This is a genomic window from Alkaliphilus flagellatus, from assembly GCF_018919215.1.
In the GTDB taxonomy this organism is placed as follows: domain Bacteria; phylum Bacillota; class Clostridia; order Peptostreptococcales; family Natronincolaceae; genus Alkaliphilus_B; species Alkaliphilus_B flagellatus.
Genome location: NZ_JAHLQK010000004.1, coordinates 290,911 through 310,082 on the forward strand (window position 1 = coordinate 290,911; position 19,172 = coordinate 310,082).

Genomic DNA, 19,172 nt, shown 5'->3' on the forward strand with positions numbered 1-19,172 from the left:
TAATTCTACTATGTATAACATCTCTCTTTTTATCAACCAAAGCTCCAAAGAACAGCTCTAAGACCATCATTTATTTTAGGATCCATATTTACATCACCTTCAAACTAGACTCCAAATAAATACCTCTTTTGCAGTACTTACACCCATTATATACTTATAATTCAAGCTCTAGATGAATATCCTCAGGTTCCAGCTCAAATAGTTCTTTATCAATTTCAGTTGCAAACTTACAACCTAGACTCAGATAAAAATCTACAGTATTTTGAGAAGGTGTAGCAGAAATATATAATTTAGATGCGCCTTTTTCTCTAGCTTTTTCTATTGCAAGGTTCATAAGATTTTTACCTATCCCTGTTTTTCTATATTTTTTACTGACAAAAAGAATATCCAGTTTAAGTTGGTCTTTATACTTGCCGATAAATTCGCTTTCTAATGCCACCATACCGCTGATCACTGTACCTTCAAAAGCTCCGATTATTGTTCCTCCTCTATCAAATAAATCGTATAGACGTGGTAATAGTATTTTTTCAACTTCTACATTAATCCACCATTCATTTTTAACATCATAAAATTCATTTTTTAATTCTAGCCTACCATTATTTTCTAAATATAATTTCTCAATAATTTCACTTCGATCTATCTCTCTTAATCTTTCTATTTCTTCTCTTCTTAAAAGTCTATATTCCATAAGTAAATTCTCCTTTTTTAAAAAGTCAGCAACGATATTCACACTTGTACAAATACTGTGTTATAACAAGTAATTACGTCTTTCATCCCTATAAACTTTCACACATAAAAATTCAGTTTTAGCTTTTCTTCTTACGAAAAATATAAGTGACAAAATACCCTCTATCGTCTTCATTTTCAATATACTTAATTAGATCAAATGACTTGTCCATGTCATCAAGGTCAGTTGGTTGAATTAAATCCTCTTTTCTAATTTTAGAGTCAACTTTATGCTTATATCCAAAGCCACAGATAAATAAAATACCATCATCAGTTATATGATTTTTCATATCTGCAAGTTGCTCCTTGTTTAATCTATAATGATTAATTACAATATTATCAAATATACCAATATCCTTTAATGAATTTGATGTACTTAAATCAATTTGTTTTGTATTGACTAAATAATTATTTCTTCTAGCAAACATCTCCAAACGTTCAAGTGCTTTACTACTAAAATCAATTCCTGTTACTCTAAAGCCTTTTTCAAGAAAAAATAAGGTATTTCTACCATCTCCACAGGCTATATCAAGAACAGAACCTTCTTTGAAATATTTTATATTTTCAATTATTGATTTTTCAGGACTTAATAGTTTATCACTTCTATTTAAGAACTTTTCATTCCAATATTCTTTACTTCCCATGTATTCCATTTTAGACCCTCCCACTGATGGATTCAAAACACTCTACTTTACGAATTACCTCGTCTTTTATAAAATAAATCCCTGAGAGTATATCCGTAATATAACTATTTCCTATAATAGCGCGTGTTTCAGACGCTTCTTAATATTATAGTACTTTTCATATATTCGATAATTATAATAATAATTTTCCATAACTTGATATTCAACAGTATTTTCCAAATTCCTTCCAACTGACTATATTTTAATTTATCGTATAAAAAAGTCTCTGAGCGATGTAATTCTATCAACTCAAAGACTGTACTGGTTCAGATAGATTTCATTGGAGCTCTTTTCCAAGCTCTATACTGGAACTGGCTTACATTTTCATTTTTAAATTTTTTTACATTCGAGTTTTTAAGAAAATCACTTTGCATACTTTTTAGTGATATCATATTTAGATTAATATATAATAATTATTTTTCTCATTTACTGCTTTATGTAGCCTTATGGGGACATATTGTTGTTCGATGCCATTAATCTATTTGATTTAACGCCCTATAAGTCTTTAGTCATATATACCATACCTGGGGTATATCCAAGTTTTTGATTCAATGCCATCATATTATGATTGCTGTAATGAATTGTTGTGTGTATGGTTTTAATACCTTCAAGGCGACACCATTGTTCTAATAATACTTTTAGATTTGTTGCTATACCACGCCCTCTGTAGCCTTCTGTAATATACAAGGATAGAATCATGACACTGTATTGAGGTTTTTCTTGTTTATATGCCCATATAAATCCCTGTGCTTGGCCTTCATCATCTTCTGCAACGACAAGAAATAAATCTTCATTTTTCGTATTTCGAATTCTTTGCACTGTTTTCTCTATATCTACAGTTGATGCTCTATAATCTGGCATCCATAATTTGGGTGTAATATTATGCCATTTTGCAATTTGGGTTAAAAGTAACTCTAATTCCTTGTCGTTACTGCTATCATTAAGTTCGATTTTTCTGTAGTTCATAGTCAAGCCTCCTATGAGTATTATTCAATATATGTCTTTAACGATTTTACCTACGCGTATCTTATACTTTTTAAGTTTTTATTAAATAAATATCATGACTACACAAACGATCACTTAAGGGTGTCATATAGTATCTTTTGTAGAGACCATATCTTTTACATATTCTTGTATTATTTGGGGAAATGTATTATTTTTCATCCTATTCTCCCTCAACCATTATAATAACCTTTACTACATGTTTTTCAACAATTCTTGATTACTTATACCTTCAATAATTTCTCCAACTGTTCTAAATTGTCCAAGCCAAAACATTAATGCATCATCACGGATATACTTCTCTTCTATATGAACTTCCTTTATCTCTCCAATAAACCATTTATGACTACTCTCATACCCAACTTGATGAACAACCTGACATTCAAGATTAACTGGACATTCCTCGATTATATAGCTATCAACTTTATTCCCTTTTTGAGGTGTAAAGCATGCCTTATTATACTTGTCTTCATCCCTTCCTGAAACTGTACCACAAATATGTACCTTGTCTAATTGTTCTTTGGTTGGAATGTTTATACAAAATTCCTTCTTCGAGGTTATCAATTCATAAGTATACTTTTCAGGTTTAATTCCTACCATTACAGATGGAGGCTTAAACGAGTAAAAGTGAAATGCTCCAGCTACCATGATATTCCTATCTACAGTTACAAAAACAACTGGAAAAGATGGTAGTGCAATTATACCATCGTATAAATTATTATGAATAATCTTCATAAATAACCTCCCCTTCGACTTACCAAAGTTTCAACAATATTGACGAAACTATAAACAAAAATGCTACTGTAGCTTAGTCCTCATAGTTGTATATTTATGTTCTTAATAAAGTCGGTGGTTCTTCTTTTATAATCCGACTTTCTAATTTATATTTAGTTATAAAATCCTCTAATACTAGCTCTTGACGAAGTGCTTCTTCAATCGTTTCAGCAGATTTTTCTATTTCTAATAATAATGGATATTTTAAAATAGAACATTTCATAAGTTTAAAATCTATTTGAAGTTTTTCGTGATGTCCTGTTATATTAGTACCTGAAAGTGACATAAATTGTTCATGCCCCAATGATTCAAGTAATCCATTTATATTTCTCTTGCATTTACCTCTTTTTTTATTCCTTTAATTAAGTTTAAAATGAAACTCTCGTTGATTCCATAGGTTATTTCTTCATCAATTTCATTCCTTATATTAAAAATATTAAAAATGTTACCTATATCTGACTCCTTATATCCTAAATATGATCTTATTGTATTATTATCTTTTACATTTGAAACTCTAAGAATTTTACCTGAATTAAATAACTCAAGATCATACATCTTTGTTTCAAACTCTGTTTTCTTTTTTAAGCATTTATGCAAGAAAGGTAATGTATTAAATACTTCATCCTCACTATTAAAATAAACCCTTGTTTCTATTTCATAGAGCATTCTCTTTTCCATAATCAATAATTCTCCCTAAACTTTATTTCAATTATTCTTGTTATTTAACATTTAGTATATAACTATGATATTTCCGATACTTATGTTAAGAAAGTTAACTTTAATAGCATTTTCAACTTCATTCAAGTCTGCTCTACCTTTTGATTGGGAATTAAACTCTCTTAAACATTTTCTTTTAGATAACGTCTCCTGTTTGCAGTGTCTCTAGACCTCACCCCAAAGGAATATCCCCTGATGTAGCTTTGCTCCCGGTGAAGGGATGTGATACACTGACTTTTCCCTCAAAATGTACTGTCAGCACCCTTGTACAAACACATTATTCTACGATTTATGTCCAAGACCATCCACTTGTTTATAGTCCCACCATCCATCTTTGTTTCTAAATGAATCGCTATCACTATGTCCATACTTGAACCAACATATAGAACCTGTACTAAGGCCTGAAAGTACAATTCCTGCTTCATAAGCTTCTTTCAGACATTCATCAACTTTGTAGCTACGCCATATTTCCATCATTTTTACAGTATCTCCACCACCCACGTAGATAAGATCAGCTGATAGAATTTTACTTCTTATTTCTGCATATAATGGATTTTGTTTAATCAAGTATAGTGTTTTAGTCTTACATCCTAGTTTCTTCCCATATACATCATTAAACAAATCGATGTACCCTTGTGGTTCATTACTCGCAGTAGGTATATATTATCTTAACTTTTTTCATCTTATTCTTTGCGTTTATAAACTAAAGATATTGGACCATCTTCAAAACCTAAACCTCTATAAAATTCCTCATTTCCGATACTTCCCCTTAAGATGTATGTAACTTGTCTGCTACTATCTAATATCTTATTTATTAAAACTTTGCCAATACCTTTTCTTCTGTATTTCGAATCAACCACTACATTATTTATTTGTCCATTAAATACATAATCAGTTGTACACCTGGCGAACCCAACCATTATTTCTTCATCCCATGCAGTAACCACTATTTGAGAATTTTCTACCATGGCTTTTAATCTATTAATATCATCAGTTTTATCATTCCATCCTACTTCATTAAATAAAGTTTTTAACTTATCATAATCAACTTTTTTATCTGTATGATACATAATCATAGTAAATTTACCTCACCCACTTAATTTTTTAAAACATGATGTAGTAAATAACAAAGATTCATCAGCCTTTTCCATAATATTTCCAGACCTTTCCCTAAACACTTACCTACCAGCACACTTTTGCCGAACATATTGTTAATAGATGATTTTTCTTCTAGATATTTAGGAACTATATGTTCATATCCATCATTTATTAAATTCTTCACTACTTCAGCTTCTCTTATTAGTTCTGTCATCCTATATAATCCCGTAGAAATTTTTACAACTCTCTTAGCACCATCATAATTAATTTTATAAACACTATTTACCTACCTCCAATTAATTCTCTAGCATTATCTAATATATTAAATTCTTGTTTTAATAAACAATCTGGTTGCTCTAATAACTCTTCAGTTTTGAGACCTTTGATAATTTCAGGTATCATTTCCTGATATCTAGATTTAATAATAGACACCCCTCTTTCGATAAAAATAACAGCCATAATGTGTTAGAGAATGGATAGTGCCTCGCAGAGCTAAATATCTAAAAAGATATAATCTCACTAAATCACTATTTTACAACATAGTAATTATCTGACATAGCTTTATAATTAATTTGTCAGGGATAATGTTTAATAGCTGTACCAATGATTAAGCTTTGAAATAATTCTTTTGATCTCTCCTTCGTCGAATATAAAGGATGTATATTAATTAAAATTTTATATTGATATAGAGTATACTATTAAGATTTTTTTCGTTTAAAAATTAAAACATAGTTATCAGGTAATAAATTACTTTCTACCAATGGTGAAAATACTTGAATAAACTTCTATCCTTCAGCAGCATATTCATTTATTAGCTGTTCTATTTCATCAACTTCTTGCTCTTTTTGTTTCTTATTGGTAAACGTCTTTTGAATCTTCTTTTTAACAAATTTATATTCATACATTATTTTATCCCCCAAAAAATTTATCAGGTGATTTAGCTAGATCTTACCTGACAGGGACTTTCACCTTGTAAGAGATGCCAAGTTTTGCTTGGGCACTAACGTAATGTGTTGCCGACATTTCAAAATCTTAGATAACTCTTATCTTAGGTCTCAAAATGTGCCTTGGCAGTAATTATAGAATTACTTATGATTGTAAGAATGAACCTTAAATATAATACTTATTCCAATCATTAATCCTCTTCTGCCAAGGCGGATGACAGCATTTTGTTCTCTGATGATGTATGGACACACTCCCCCGAGACACATGACTAGAGAGCAAGACTAGGATTAAACATTATAACTATGTATTTAGAACTTGGCTCAACCCCTTTGAAAGAAAAAAGAATACTACTTTATTTTCTCGATTTTTTCAATCAATCTTACTGGATTAATAATTTTCCCAAATGTCTCTTTGGTACTGCTATCAACAGATATTGTATCGCTTGTATTAAATGCTTCTTCCCAAAAAACATCAGGTGTAATATCAGGGTTAACTTGGCATGTCAATGCATATAATCCTGCAACATAAGGTACTGCCCAGCTTATACCACCGTTCCTATAAAATACATAATCATTAACACCCGTAGGACTGGCAGTACATCTAGAATCCATAGGAATCAGAAGCTGGTAATTATTATATTCTTGATTCTTCCAGAGCTCACCTTTTGTAAATGAGGTAATATCATCTGCATTTTTTAAAGGATTACGACCAAGTCCCATATATGGATTACTTCCTACATCTACAGTATAGATTCCTTCCTGTTCTGCCTTTTTAATAGACTCTAGTGCTTTCTCATATCCATTTGTATTTCTTACTATTCCTAAAGAAATTGATATGACTCTAATTTTTTTATCTTCAGGCAATGTCTTATTAACTTCAACAATGCGGTCTATAGATTTTGCAAGCCAGGAAAGATCCCAATCAAATTGCCCTTTTTCATTGAAAACTCCATGCGTTTCAGCAATATAATAAAGATCTGCTTCAGGTGCTACTCCAACTGTCTTCCCTACAGCAATAGATGCAACTGCAGGTCCATGCATTGATGCATTTTCATCAGAACAATGAATTTCTTCATACATTTTTAACTGTTCTTTATACTCCACGTGATCAACTAACAACCCCTGGTCGATTATTGCTAGACCAATTCCTTTTCCCGTAATTCCTTTTTTATGAAGTCCTCTTAATCCCAAGCCAGGATTTTTTCCTAACTCCATTATCATCTGCGGCTCAAAACCATAAGGTAATTTATTAGGCCATTTGGTCTTGCTATCAAAATCAGCATAAAGCAGGTCATCAAGCTTTTCCGATAAGTCAAGATTCGTTAGGTCACTACTTCTTAAATCCACCTGCCACATTTGACCTGAATTCGGATTATAGCTTGGCAATTCAGTCATTTTTCCTGGATGAATGAAAGAATAATCGACTTCATTAGGTTTTCTGACAATACTCAATTTATTGTCTGGTGAAAGCATAGTCTTATACAGAACTGATGACTCTGATGGTTCTGACGATTCCGATGATTTTGTTTGTATTGTCTTAGATGGAGTACATCCAACCAACAAAATCACCATTACTATAAATAAACACAAAAATCTTTTCATTTTAACTCTCCTCCTATATTATTAATTTGCATTGTCATTATTTTTACTCACCTAGCAATCTATCTAAAGGACTTTGCATTTTACTAAGACTTTTATTGCTTATGTGAGTATATATTTCAGTTGTTTTTGAACTTTTATGTCCAAGTAACTCTTGTATATATCTTAAATCTGTCCACCCTTCCAATAAATGTGTAGCAAAGGAATGTCGGAAAAAGCCAATCACTTTGTTTCTCAATAGCTGCATATTTTCTAAGAGCCTTTAATGCTACTTCCGAAAGTATTGTATATCTATCATTTCTGCCTTTCCCTTGTCTTATATGTATCATCATCCTTTCTGTATCTATATCCTCTACCTTAAGTCTTACTACTTCTCTAACCATAATACAGAAGAGTAAACTAAGTATAGAATAGCCTTATATTTAGTTTTTTCTACAGAAAATTCTGCATCTAAATTGATTTTAATTTCTTAATATTGATAAAATATACACAATTATATCATTCTTCTTTTTACCAGTAATTCCTTCTATTGTTATATGATTTATGGAATAAAATAGATAAAATAATAAGTGATAATATTAGTTCTATTTATGAATTACACATCCAATTATATTAAACTAAAATAAAAAAACAGGATGATTTTTAATATATCATTCCTGTTTTTTATATAATGTATTGTCTACTCATTATCTTAAATCTACTGTATTATTCAAATATTTTCAGATACTCTCCGTAGCCTTCTTTTTCTAAATCTTCTTTTTTAATAAACCTAAGTGAAGCACCGTTTATGCAATACCTAAGTCCACCCATTGCCTTTGGACCATCATCAAATAAATGACCTAAATGGGAATTTCCATGTTTACTTCTAACTTCAGTCCTTATCATACCATGGCTAGTATCTCTCTTTTCAATAATATTGTCATCTTCTATAGTTTTTGAAAAACTAGGCCATCCACAACCTGCATCAAATTTATGTTTTGAGCTAAACAAAGGTTCTCCTGAAACTATATCGACATATATACCTTCCTCATTGTTATTATTATATTCGCTAGTAAATGGTCTTTCTGTAGCATTATTTTGTGTAACCTCGTATTGAATAGGAGTTAATTTCTCTTTTAATGTCTTTTCATCTAGTTTAGAGTATTTTTTATCCATTTCCACCCTCCTATCTAGTTTATTTATCTTTTAAGAGTATTTTTATAGATTACGTACCTTAATATATTGTTCTTAGTTTCGATTAATACTATTCTTTATTATTTTCCAGCTTTTCCTGTTATATGGTTTATATCTATTTTTATTACTTTTGTTTTATCTTTAGCACTTTGGATATATTTTTTTCCTTCTACTAAAAACTGTGGAGAATACTTATTTGCAAGCTCAAATAAAATACCTTCTTTTAAATCATCGTCTGTCTCACTTGCTACACCAAAAACCACCACACTTTTATATTTTGTGGTAAACTTTTTAGCCAATACTTCTGTGTCTGTAACTACACAAAAAGATACTTTATCATTTTGCCTAATATTATCAAGTTTTTGCCCTTCAATAGCACAATGAAAATATATACTATTATTATAATAAACAAAACTTAAAGGAACAGTATATGGGTATCCATTATCATTAATCGTTGAAAGAATTCCATATTCTCCTTTGGTCAAAATTTCTTCTATTTCATCTTTTGTTATTTCCTTATCTTTTCTTCTCATTTCTTTAAACATATTAGTTCCCCCTCATTTAATAATGTGCTTTTATGTTATACTTATCTGTTTTTAAATTATATCATTTTAAATGTAGTTAATAACTAAATCTGCATTATCTTTCGGACAGCATGTAGATATATATTTTTCTTCAGCTGGGAAATACCTTCTTTTATATTTATCTACTATTTGCTGATCGTTTCCTATATATTTATCTCTTTTAATCACTCTTCCTAACCTTATATCTTTTTGTATATCAAGATATATTATATAATTAAAAAAATTCTTTAGTTCTGGTCTTTGAAGAAAAACACCTTCGATAAGCAACAGCGATTTATTCGAATCATATTTAAAATTTTTTACTTCATATTCATCCGTGTCTTTATGGTACAATTCTATTTTTCTATCTATCACTTTTTCTCCCTCATGAATTGGGCATAATATATTATCTATTAAATACTTATACCTCCACTGTAAATAGTAGTAGCAAAACCATTCTTCATATTTTTTATTGTATCTAACTGATTTGGGCTGAATAAAATCATCAATATGTATAATAACTGGATTGTAACCTTTAGTTTTTAAATTTTCTGCTATACTCTTTGTTATTGTTGTTTTGCCCGATCCACCTAGACCATCAATAGCTACTATAGTATTGCTTTGTTTATTTTTAAGATTAACTATTGTTTTAACAATTTCTGCCATGGCATTATCTCCAGTATTAAATTATGTTTATATACTTTATTTATTAAATGTAGTTTCTTTACTATTAAGCCTGATTAAATCTATTCTTTGCCAGCCAATTTTGTGCAAAATCAACACCTGTTCTCATATCAAACATTCTACATTCGCCATTACCTATCTTTCCAACTATAACATTGCCGGTATCTTCAAACGTCTTCCCAATTTGCTCAAAGTCCTCATTGGAATCATAAGCAAAATCTTCAAACCACTTCCAAGTCCTCTTGTTGTCCTCTACTATTGCAGCTCCCATTCTTTTTTTAGGCATATTATCATTTAATGCCTCGGCAAGATGAAAGCTTGTACAAGAATCATATCCGACTCCTAATAAAAGCACCTTAGCATTTAACTCATACATTTTACCTAATGGACTGTTCATCCCAAATTGTGGTGTTAGTTGGTGGTCATTTGTAATCTCTTTTGCATATTTACCACTAGCACAAAATGATACCTGAGGGTGATTAGACCTTATTGATTCTGGTAAAGTTCTAAATACCTCTACAATTTTACCCATTCCTCTAGTCGGTGTAAGATGCACATCAAAGGCTGGAATACTTTCATATATCTGCTCTATCCATTCCTTAGGCACTGGAGGGTTTCCCCATTCAGCTGGATCAGAATTGTCTCCACTATGAGCAGGCATTACTAAAGTTCCATCTTCACCTATCGCTTGTAAAAGTGCCATTACTACAGACTGAGCACCTCCACAAACCCATCCAATATTTGATAAGGAAGAATGTACTAATAAAACATCTCCTTTTCTAACACCAAGCTTTAATAAATCTTTATATATAGAATCTATCGTATTCATAGTTTTCGTTAATTCAATTACTTTTTGTTCATCCAATAGCTTCATCTCCTTTAGTATATTTTGTGAATTGTAGAAAAAGGCCTGTTAATTATGGTTTTAATAATATTTATTTCAATCTATTCCAACCCAAGTAATCACATAATCTGTATTTTGGGGCAGTTCAATGCTTAATTCACTATCCATAATCCAACTTCCCTTTACACCTAGTTCATTCATTGTCATTTCAAAATGACACATGGCTATTCCAATATCTATTCTTTGAATATTATATCCTAGAGCTGAACTATATCCTGGAGATGTCCTTAGAAAAAAATGATATTTATTACTATCTTTTACTATTCTCCATGGCTGCTTATTAGATGCTGAAGGGGCAAGTCTTAGCATTTCCAATGCAGTTGACCAATCTTCTGACTCATGCTTTTCTAATAAATTATCAAAACTTTTATAAAAAAATAGTTCGCTCCACTCTTTTCTATTGTTAGATCCTGCTCCTAATCTCATTACCGAGTCTAAAAGTCTTTTCTTTTTTTCTATATATCCTATTGGGGTAACGGCAGGTAATATTTCATCATCTTTAATATCTATAATACTTTCAAAACTGCTTCTTTTGAATGTACCACCTAGCCAGCATGTTCCTAAGTTTAAAGATGTAGCATAGAGAATTATTTTTTCAAGCGTATATCCAAATTGCTCTAAATCCATTTTCCCCTTCTTTACCTTACCTACAATGTAGTATGATGCCCCTTTTATTACACCATAGGTACCTATTTTCTCTCCTGCTACGTCACTAGTATTAGATTTACCTATCATTTTATAGTATACCTTTTCACCAAATGGTCCTTGTACATTTAAAATATAGTTAACTAATTTATCTTTTAACTCTTTTGAAATCTCCTCAGCTTTATAATTTCTAACAGAAGTGCGATTAGTTATAATTTCAGTTATTGGTTTATTAAACAATTGCTCACTTGCCATAATTTCTCCTCATTTCTTTATATTTTACTTAATATTAAAACCGGTAATCTAATATCTCCTATATTTTTAAAAAATAATATTTCACATAATGAAAATCATTATGTTTATTTTTTAGATCTAGTTTCGATTAATAATAACTTCTTATCAAAACTACCCCTTTCTTCCCTCTTTGCAATCATTATATTTTCTATATAATACTATTCTTCTTTTTCCTATTAATCCCTTGTAATTTGTTTAAATATTTGTATATTTAATATAACTTCTCAAAATAAAAAACATCTGAATAGTTAAAAGTGTATAAATTCACTTTCTAACCATACAGATGTTTATATTATCGAATAATTACCCTATTTAATAAAGTTGATATAGCTTCTTCTATCTCTTTTAGCTCCTCAGCTTTATATGATGTAAATTTATTCTCTCCTGCTAAAACTGTTTCTCCATCCCTAAAGTTTTGAAGCACATATGTTTTACAGCCTTTAAGTTCTTTAGCTATTGTTTTAATATCTTCTATACTAAGTAGTTCTTTGCATATTGTAGTTCTAAACTCATACTCAACTTTATTTTTCAATAAAATATTTATGCTTTCTTGTATGTCCTTTAAATCTACAACAGATTCAACGATAGATGGATATTTAGCTAGGGGTGCCTTTATATCCATGGCAACATAATCTATTAGTTTTTTATCTATTAAATTTCTTAATAGGGTAGGATTTGTGCCATTGGTATCTAATTTTATAATAAAATCTTCTTCTTTAACTCTACAAATAAAATCATATAAGTCTTTTTGAAGTGTTGGCTCTCCTCCAGAAATACATAGGGAATCTATAAACTTCTTTCTCTTTTTTAAAAAAACAATTATTTTGTCTTCGTCTATCCTATCCCCTGTATTATTTACAATAGAACTATTATGACAATAAGGGCACCTAAAGTTACATCCCCCTGTAAATAGTACAGTACAAATATTATTTGGATAGTCTATAAAGGAAGACTTTTCTATTCCTATAATATTCATTTTATATCTATCCTACATTTATATTCTCTTCTACCATAACTTCTAAGGTTTCTAGACTGCTAGCTGCCTCAAACTCAGTACGATCTTTGTATTCCTCCTGCTTACCCTTGTTCCACGCCTGCACAGGTCTATGGAAACCAACTACCCTAGTCCAAACTTCTGCATCTCTTCCACACTCTGGACACTCAAAATGCTCTCCAGATAAATATCCATGGTCAGAACATATTGAAAATGTAGGACTAACAGTAAAGTATGGAATACTGCTTCTTTCCATTACCTTTTTGATTAGCATTTTACAAGTTTCCACATCTTTAATTTCTTCGCCTATAAATCCGTGAAATACTGTTCCGCCGGTATATAGAGATTGTAACTTTTCTTGCAATTCTACAGCTTCAAAAACATCTTTTGTATAATTAACAGGAAGCTGTGTGGAGTTTGTATAATAAGGCTCATTTTCACCTTGAGTATATATCTTCGGATACATTTTTTTATCTATTCTAGCAAATCTATATGCTGCACCTTCAGCTGGAGATGCTTCAAGGTTCCATAGGCTTCCAGTTTCCTCTTGAAATATTTGTATAACACGATTCATAAATTCCATTATCTCTACTGCAAACTCATTACCTTCTTCTGTGGTAATATCAACGCCTAATAAATTTATGCAAGCCTCGTTCATTCCATTTAAACCAATTGTAGAGAAGTGATTTTTAAAATATCCACCTGTTGCATTTTTTACTCCTTCTAAGTAATATCTTGAATAAGGGTATAGTCCTGCATCCATATATTTTTCTAATACATCTCTTTTAGTTTCACAAATTTCTTTAGATATTTCCATTAATTCTCTAACTCTTTTCTTAAATTCTTCCATAGAGTTAGACAGATAGCCTATTCTACCCATATTTAATGTTACAACATTTATTGAGCCTGTAAGTGGATTTGCTCCAAATAATCCTCCGCCTCTTTTTCTAAGCTCACGATTATCCAGTCTTAGTCTACAACACATAGATCTAATATCCTCAGGTGACAAATCAGAATTTAAAAAGTTAGCAAAGTATGGAGTACCAAACTTTCTTGTCATATCCATAATTGAATTAACTACTTCTGAATTCCATGGAAAATCCTTTGTAATATTAACAGTTGGAATAGGGAAGCTAAAGGCTCTGCCCGCTCCATCTCCTTCCATCATTACCTCGCAGAAGGCAAGATTAAACATATCCATTTCTTTTTGAAATTCTCCATATGTTTTATCCATTAACTTTCCACAAATCATTACTGGTTGTTTCCTTAACAACTCATGGGGTGTTATGTCTAATGTAATATTAGTAAAGGGTGTTTGAAAACCAACTCTTGTTGGTACATTTAAATTAAATATAAATCTTTGCATAGATTTTTTTACCTGTTCATAACCTAAGTTGTCGTAATAAATAAATGGTGCTAAATATGTATCAATACTTGAAACCGCCTGAGCCCCTGCTGCTTCCCCTTGTAATGTATATAATAGATTAACTAACTGACCTAGTGCCGATTCAAAGTGCTTTGGAGGTCTTGATTCTACCTTTCCCTTTGCACCTTTAAAACCTCTCTTTAAGAAATCTTCTAAATCCCATCCACAGCAATATGGCGCTAATAATCCAAGATCGTGTATATGTAAATCTCCTTTAATATGGGCATCTCTTAATTCTTTACGATATATTTTATTTAACCAATACTTTTTACTAATGCTTTCAACAATATGATTATTTAAACCTTGTAGAGAAAAACCCATATTGGCATTTTCATTTACTCTCCAGTCTTCTAAGTTTACATACTCTTCTATCATTCTTTCTGCATCCATAAATAGGTTTTTAACTTCCCTTATCTCTTCTTGTTTTTTACGATATAGTATATAAGCCTTTGCTGTTTTAGCATGGCCTTCCTCAATTAATACCTTTTCTACGATATCTTGTATATCCTCTACCGAAGGAACACCTGCACCATAGGTTTCATTAATTATTTCAATTGACATTTTTGATAATTTAGTTGCTTTAACTTCATTAGTTCCCCCTACAGATTTTGCTGCAGCAAATATAGCATCCTTAATTTTGCTACCGTCAAAGTCTACAATCTCTCCATTCCTCTTCTGAACCTTAGAAACAGCCATTGTACCCCTCCTATTGCGTGTTTATTTCCTCTTATACTACATATTGTACATCATATAATATTATGACTGTTTTTTGCAATATTCCATTAGTCTCGTATTAGACCTATTTCGAAAAATTTCTACTTCATTCTGCATCAACCTTCCTAGATTTCAATTATCAAATTTTCTTTTTATAATAAAAAATTAGCATACAACATTTTATAATGGTACGCTAATTTTATATAAATATTTGACACAAAAGTTTTATTAGTATCTATTTTTTTATAACCATATTTTCGCTTAAATCTATAGCCCTAGAAAAATAAATAATTAAAAAATAAACTAACATTGCCATCATAATAGAGATTAAAGTAGCTATATTCTCACTTAAAAACTTTAAATATATATATGGATATATAAAGTAAATAGTAATAACCATAAAAACAGATGCAACTACAGGCTTTAAAATACTATTTTTTATTCCAATTTTAAATTTAATAGATCTTTTTACTTCAATGTAGTTAAGTACCATAACTACTAAATATCCAATAATAGATCCCACAACGGCACCCAGTATATTAATCTCGCTAACTAGTAAATAATAACTAACAATAATTTTAATTATAACTCCTATTAGAAGATTTATTAAAGGTGTGTACACTCTGTTAGTACCTTGCAGGATACTACCTAATATTTGTGCTAATGAAATAAAAATAACATTTAAAGATAAAACCCTTAAAATTTCTCCTCCCGCTTCTCCTTTACCCCATAAAAGATGAATAATTTGTGGAGCTAATATGGAAAGACCAATAGCAGCAGGTAAAGCTATAATTATAGTAATTCTAAGAGCTGATCTTGTCTTCTCCCTAAGCTCATCTAGATTTTTTCTACTATAAGACTCTGCTATTGCAGGAATAATGCTAGCAGCCATAGCTACGCTAAAAGTAAGTGGAACATTCATTAATGTAACAGCCTTCCCTGTTAACTGTCCATAAAGAACAGTAATTCCCTCTACAGTATAACCCCCTCGTAAAAGCCTAGAAGGTACCATAATAGCGTCTATTAATGTCATTATCGAGCTTAATATACCTCCTATAGAAATAGGTATAGCAAACCATGTAATTTGCTTTACAATGCTCCATGCAGAAACCCTAGTATAGTTTTTTTCTTTCTTATCCATTCTATAGCTTTTTTTAAATATAAAGTAGCATATAACAAGCACGATAACTCCTAATATTGATCCCGCTGAAGCGCCAAATGATGCTGCACCTGCTGCATATCCTACTCCCATTGAAATTGTATAATAGGATAATCCAACTCCGATTAAAACTCTTCCTATTTGCTCTACAATTTGCGAAATAGCTGTAGGAATCATTAACTGCATACCTTGGAAATATCCTCTAAAAGCAGACATAATAGAAACAAATAATGGAGCTATAGATAATCCTACAATTGAGTAGTAAGCATCTCTAGGCCAATCTAATAAGTCTATAATATAATGTGCTCCGAAATATAAAAAAGCTGAAGAAAATAACCCGATTGAAATAAGCATAATAAGAGATACTGTAAATATTTTGTTTGCTCCATATACATCTTCACTAGCCAGCTTTTCCGATATTAGCTTAGATACAGCAGCTGGAAACCCAGTAATAGATATAGAAAGCATTACGGTGTAAAGTGGATAAGGCAAACCAAATAGCCCCATTCCTTCATCACCAATTAATTTCTGTAGTGGAATTTTAAAAAAAATCCCTAGAAACTTTGCCGCAAGTCCTGCAAAAGCAAGAATAAATGCACCTTTAAGCAACTTCTTATTTGACATAAGTTTTCTCCTTCATAACCAAATATTCTACTTAAATATATTTGCAAGGTAGAAACAATATGAATTAATTAAAACTAACATTTTAAATTAAGTTACTGTATGCATTTTATATTTTTTATAACTACAACCAAATGTTATTTAAATGAAACAAATTTTTGGATGTAAAAGTAAAAAAGCGTAGGCTAGCCTACCCTTTTTATTATATATAGTATCATGCAATAAACCCAAGTCTGTTTATGCTCCTTAATAAATTGAAGATAAATCTAACAACTCAGATATAATTACAAATCTATAACCTTTAAATCTTTTATATCCTGCCTTGATTAATACTTATATTAAAACCATAGTGATGGATATGCATGTAGTAAAATTGTGGTTCTAGTCATTGTAATCTATTTTTCTTCTTTGTTTTTTTCAATTTGTTCTACTAGTTCTAGTAATTCCATCCATCTCTCCATCTTTAATTCTAACTGCTGTTCTAATGTCTTCTGCTCCTCTAAATATTCCTGAAGCAATACAAAATCATTAGAAGCTTCATCAATTCTGCTAGCAACATTCTCCAGCCTATTCTCAAGATTTGCTATAATTCCTTCTATTTCATCGTATTCTCTCTGATCTTTATAGGACAATTTTACAGGCTTTGTATTTATATTCTTAATTTCTATCTGTTCCCTTTTTTCATGACTTAATTTTTCTTTATTTTCTAATTCTATGCTTAGTTTCCTATTTTTCATATAATCAGAATAGTTACCTGTATACTCTCTTATTTGACCATTTCCTTCAAATACAAATAATTGCTCCACAGTTCTATCTAAAAAGTATCTATCATGAGAAACTATTATTACGGTTCCTGGAAAATGATCTAAATAGTCTTCTAGTATTGTTAATGTTTGTATATCTAAATCATTGGTCGGCTCATCTAGTAATAAGACATTAGGCTCTCCTACTAATTTTCTTAATAAATAAAGACGCCTTCTCTCTCCACCAGATAACTTTCCAATAGGTGCCCACTGGGCATTTGGTGAAAATAAAAATCTCTCTAGCATCTGAGAAGCACTAATTTTACTTCCATCTTCAGTTCGTATAAATTCTCCAACCTCTTTTATATAGTCTATTACCCTCATGCCAGTGTCCATCTCTTCACTTTCCTGATCGTAATAAGCCATTTTTACAGTTTGTCCTACATCTATTTCTCCACTATCTGGCAATATTTTACCCGCTATAATATTTAATAGAGTAGATTTTCCAAATCCATTTTTACCTATTATACCAATTCGATCTCCTGGCTTAAAAACATAGTTAAAATCTTTAACAATACTTGTCCTATCATAGCTCTTGTTTATATGTTTTAGTTCTAAAACCTTCTTGCCTAATCTACTCGCTCCAAGTGTAATATCAACTTTATCTTCAGAGGTCTTAAAACTCTGGTTTTGTAATTCTTCAAATCTATCTATTCTCGCTTTTTGCTTAGTTGTTCTTGCTTTAGCTCCACGCTTTATCCAGGCTAATTCCTTCCTAAATAAAGAAGTATGTTTTCTTTGAAGAGCTAAGTAGTTCTCTTCTCTCTCTGCCTTTTTTTCTAAAAATTGCTCGTAGTTACCTTCATAGCTATAAAGTTTTCCTTCGTCCAGCTCTAAAATATTGTTAACAACACGATTTAAAAAATAACGATCATGAGTTATTAAAAGCAGAGCACCTTTCCACTTAGATAAATATTCCTCTAGCCATTCCACGGTATCGTTATCAATATGGTTTGTTGGCTCATCTAGTATTAGAAGATCTGATGGTTGAATTAACGCTCTAGCTAGTGCTACTCTTTTTCTTTGTCCACCGGATAGATTTTCTACGGCCATAGTAAAGTTATTAATGCCTAGCTTTATTAATATTCCCTTAGCATTTGATTCTAGATCCCATGCTCCTTTACTATCCATCTGTTGACTTAGTCCTGCAAGTTTTTGTTGTAAATTTTTATCTTCTGGATTATCGTTTAATTCCTTTAAAGTTTTTTCATATTGGTATACTAGCTGAAGCAATGGATTTGTACTATTAAAAACCTGCTCTAGCACTGTAGATCCTATTTCAAAATCTGGGTTTTGTGGTAAATATTCAATAGCTGTCTGTCCAGCCACCATTCTTTTACCACTATCTGGCTCTATTATTCCAGCTATTACTTTTAGGAGTGTAGATTTACCTGTTCCATTTACTCCTATAAGGCCTATTCTTTGCCCTTCATGTATTCCAAATGTAATACTTTCAAAAAGTTTTTTATCAACATAGCTTTTACTAATGTTCTCCACGGTTATTAAGTTCATATAGGTCTCCTTACTATATTTATATATTCTATATCTATATTGTATTATTTGTTTGTTTTAACTGCAACTATTGTGTACAATGTTTATAATAACTATGGCAGAAAACCTCTAGGCTTTATACAATAGGTATAAAGATA

Annotated in this window: 19 protein-coding genes and 2 pseudogenes; all 21 read right to left on the bottom strand. The window is 30.8% G+C overall.

The features are described 5' to 3' along the window. Positions 1-154 precede the first annotated feature (154 nt). The 21 genes and pseudogenes from KQI88_RS11695 to KQI88_RS11795 all read right to left on the bottom strand — a co-directional run bounded on the left by KQI88_RS11695 (position 155) and on the right by KQI88_RS11795 (position 19,035). Positions 155-688: a GNAT family N-acetyltransferase gene (locus KQI88_RS11695; protein ID WP_216417511.1), complete on the bottom strand. Its 534-nt coding sequence runs from the start codon at positions 686-688 to the stop codon at positions 155-157. A gap of 118 nt (positions 689-806) precedes the next feature. After that, positions 807-1,379 (bottom strand): class I SAM-dependent methyltransferase, encoded by a 573-nt coding sequence (locus KQI88_RS11700; protein WP_216417513.1) that lies wholly within the window; start codon positions 1,377-1,379, stop codon positions 807-809. Positions 1,380-1,904: 525 nt separating this feature from the next. Next, complete coding sequence (locus KQI88_RS11705; protein ID WP_216417515.1) at positions 1,905-2,375, bottom strand: GNAT family N-acetyltransferase; 471 nt, start codon at positions 2,373-2,375, stop codon at positions 1,905-1,907. Positions 2,376-2,606: 231 nt separating this feature from the next. Continuing rightward, complete coding sequence (locus KQI88_RS11710) at positions 2,607-3,146, bottom strand: flavin reductase family protein (protein ID WP_216417517.1); 540 nt, start codon at positions 3,144-3,146, stop codon at positions 2,607-2,609. 94 nt (positions 3,147-3,240) lie between these two features. Then, positions 3,241-3,471, bottom strand: coding sequence for a hypothetical protein (locus KQI88_RS11715; RefSeq protein WP_216417519.1), 231 nt, complete (start codon positions 3,469-3,471; stop codon positions 3,241-3,243). Positions 3,472-3,506: 35 nt separating this feature from the next. After that, complete coding sequence (locus tag KQI88_RS11720) at positions 3,507-3,863, bottom strand: hypothetical protein (RefSeq protein ID WP_216417521.1); 357 nt, start codon at positions 3,861-3,863, stop codon at positions 3,507-3,509. 321 nt (positions 3,864-4,184) lie between these two features. Continuing rightward, the gene (locus tag KQI88_RS11725) at positions 4,185-4,562 is read right to left on the bottom strand and encodes a Type 1 glutamine amidotransferase-like domain-containing protein (protein WP_216417901.1); all 378 of its coding nucleotides are present in this window, start codon (positions 4,560-4,562) and stop codon (positions 4,185-4,187) included. Positions 4,563-4,585: 23 nt separating this feature from the next. Continuing rightward, on the bottom strand, positions 4,586-4,978 hold the full coding sequence (locus KQI88_RS11730) for a GNAT family N-acetyltransferase (RefSeq protein ID WP_216417523.1): 393 nt from the start codon (positions 4,976-4,978) through the stop codon (positions 4,586-4,588). Positions 4,979-4,998: 20 nt separating this feature from the next. After that, positions 4,999-5,214 carry a hypothetical protein gene (locus KQI88_RS11735; RefSeq protein ID WP_216417525.1) on the bottom strand — a complete coding sequence of 72 codons (216 nt, stop codon included), beginning with the start codon at positions 5,212-5,214 and terminating at the stop codon, positions 4,999-5,001. Between the two features lie 571 nt (positions 5,215-5,785). After that, a complete protein-coding gene (locus KQI88_RS11740; RefSeq protein WP_216417527.1) occupies positions 5,786-5,905 on the bottom strand; it encodes a DUF4177 domain-containing protein in 120 nt (39 codons plus the stop codon). A 387-nt stretch (positions 5,906-6,292) separates the two neighbouring features. Then, positions 6,293-7,546 (bottom strand): S8 family serine peptidase, encoded by a 1,254-nt coding sequence (locus tag KQI88_RS11745; protein WP_216417529.1) that lies wholly within the window; start codon positions 7,544-7,546, stop codon positions 6,293-6,295. Positions 7,547-7,589: 43 nt separating this feature from the next. After that, positions 7,590-7,926 (bottom strand): annotated as a pseudogene (locus tag KQI88_RS11750) (tyrosine-type recombinase/integrase). 322 nt (positions 7,927-8,248) lie between these two features. After that, positions 8,249-8,662 (bottom strand): annotated as a pseudogene (gene msrB, locus KQI88_RS11755) (peptide-methionine (R)-S-oxide reductase MsrB); the annotation flags it as partial. A 134-nt stretch (positions 8,663-8,796) separates the two neighbouring features. Further along, positions 8,797-9,261 (bottom strand): pyridoxamine 5'-phosphate oxidase family protein, encoded by a 465-nt coding sequence (locus KQI88_RS11760; protein WP_216417535.1) that lies wholly within the window; start codon positions 9,259-9,261, stop codon positions 8,797-8,799. A 66-nt stretch (positions 9,262-9,327) separates the two neighbouring features. After that, a complete protein-coding gene (locus tag KQI88_RS11765; protein ID WP_216417537.1) occupies positions 9,328-9,945 on the bottom strand; it encodes a P-loop NTPase fold protein in 618 nt (205 codons plus the stop codon). A gap of 64 nt (positions 9,946-10,009) precedes the next feature. Next, complete coding sequence (locus KQI88_RS11770; RefSeq protein WP_281417563.1) at positions 10,010-10,828, bottom strand: aminoglycoside N(3)-acetyltransferase; 819 nt, start codon at positions 10,826-10,828, stop codon at positions 10,010-10,012. A gap of 75 nt (positions 10,829-10,903) precedes the next feature. Continuing rightward, the gene (locus tag KQI88_RS11775) at positions 10,904-11,767 is read right to left on the bottom strand and encodes a nitroreductase family protein (protein ID WP_216417541.1); all 864 of its coding nucleotides are present in this window, start codon (positions 11,765-11,767) and stop codon (positions 10,904-10,906) included. A gap of 331 nt (positions 11,768-12,098) precedes the next feature. Then, entirely contained in the window at positions 12,099-12,782 is a 684-nt protein-coding gene (locus KQI88_RS11780; RefSeq protein WP_216417543.1) for an anaerobic ribonucleoside-triphosphate reductase activating protein, read from the bottom strand. Positions 12,783-12,789: 7 nt separating this feature from the next. Further along, a complete protein-coding gene (locus KQI88_RS11785; protein WP_216417545.1) occupies positions 12,790-14,922 on the bottom strand; it encodes a ribonucleoside triphosphate reductase in 2,133 nt (710 codons plus the stop codon). Positions 14,923-15,175: 253 nt separating this feature from the next. Next, positions 15,176-16,723, bottom strand: coding sequence for a putative polysaccharide biosynthesis protein (locus KQI88_RS11790; RefSeq protein WP_216417547.1), 1,548 nt, complete (start codon positions 16,721-16,723; stop codon positions 15,176-15,178). A 392-nt stretch (positions 16,724-17,115) separates the two neighbouring features. Next, the gene (locus KQI88_RS11795) at positions 17,116-19,035 is read right to left on the bottom strand and encodes an ABC-F family ATP-binding cassette domain-containing protein (RefSeq protein ID WP_216417549.1); all 1,920 of its coding nucleotides are present in this window, start codon (positions 19,033-19,035) and stop codon (positions 17,116-17,118) included. Positions 19,036-19,172 lie beyond the last annotated feature (137 nt).